Here is a 217-nt window from a genome sequence, read left to right on the forward strand (position 1 = left end):
TCTTGCGAAGACCCTTGTCTTTGCAAGACTTGGCTCCCTTCAAAAGATTGACCTTTTACCTCTTGTTCTCCCAAACTATTTCCATTCATAGTTTGACCTTTTACCTCTTGTCCTCCTAAACTACTTCCATTCATAGTTTGTCCAGGAATCGAACCGGAAGATTCTAGCGAATCTGGGCTTGTCATCGTCAAGTCTCCCGAAGATTCGACGGATGCAC

1 protein-coding gene is annotated in these 217 nt (G+C 44.2%); it reads right to left on the minus strand.

Annotation, left to right across the window (positions count from 1 at the left end; translation table 11 throughout):
- A partial coding sequence (locus MR079_RS29005; RefSeq protein WP_242295124.1) for a hypothetical protein occupies window positions 1-185 on the minus strand: 185 nt, incomplete at its 3' end.
- Between the last annotated feature and the right edge of the window lie 32 nt (window positions 186-217).

This window comes from Bacillus cereus group sp. BfR-BA-01381 (genome assembly GCF_022663555.1).
GTDB lineage: Bacteria > Bacillota > Bacilli > Bacillales > Bacillaceae_G > Bacillus_A > Bacillus_A pacificus.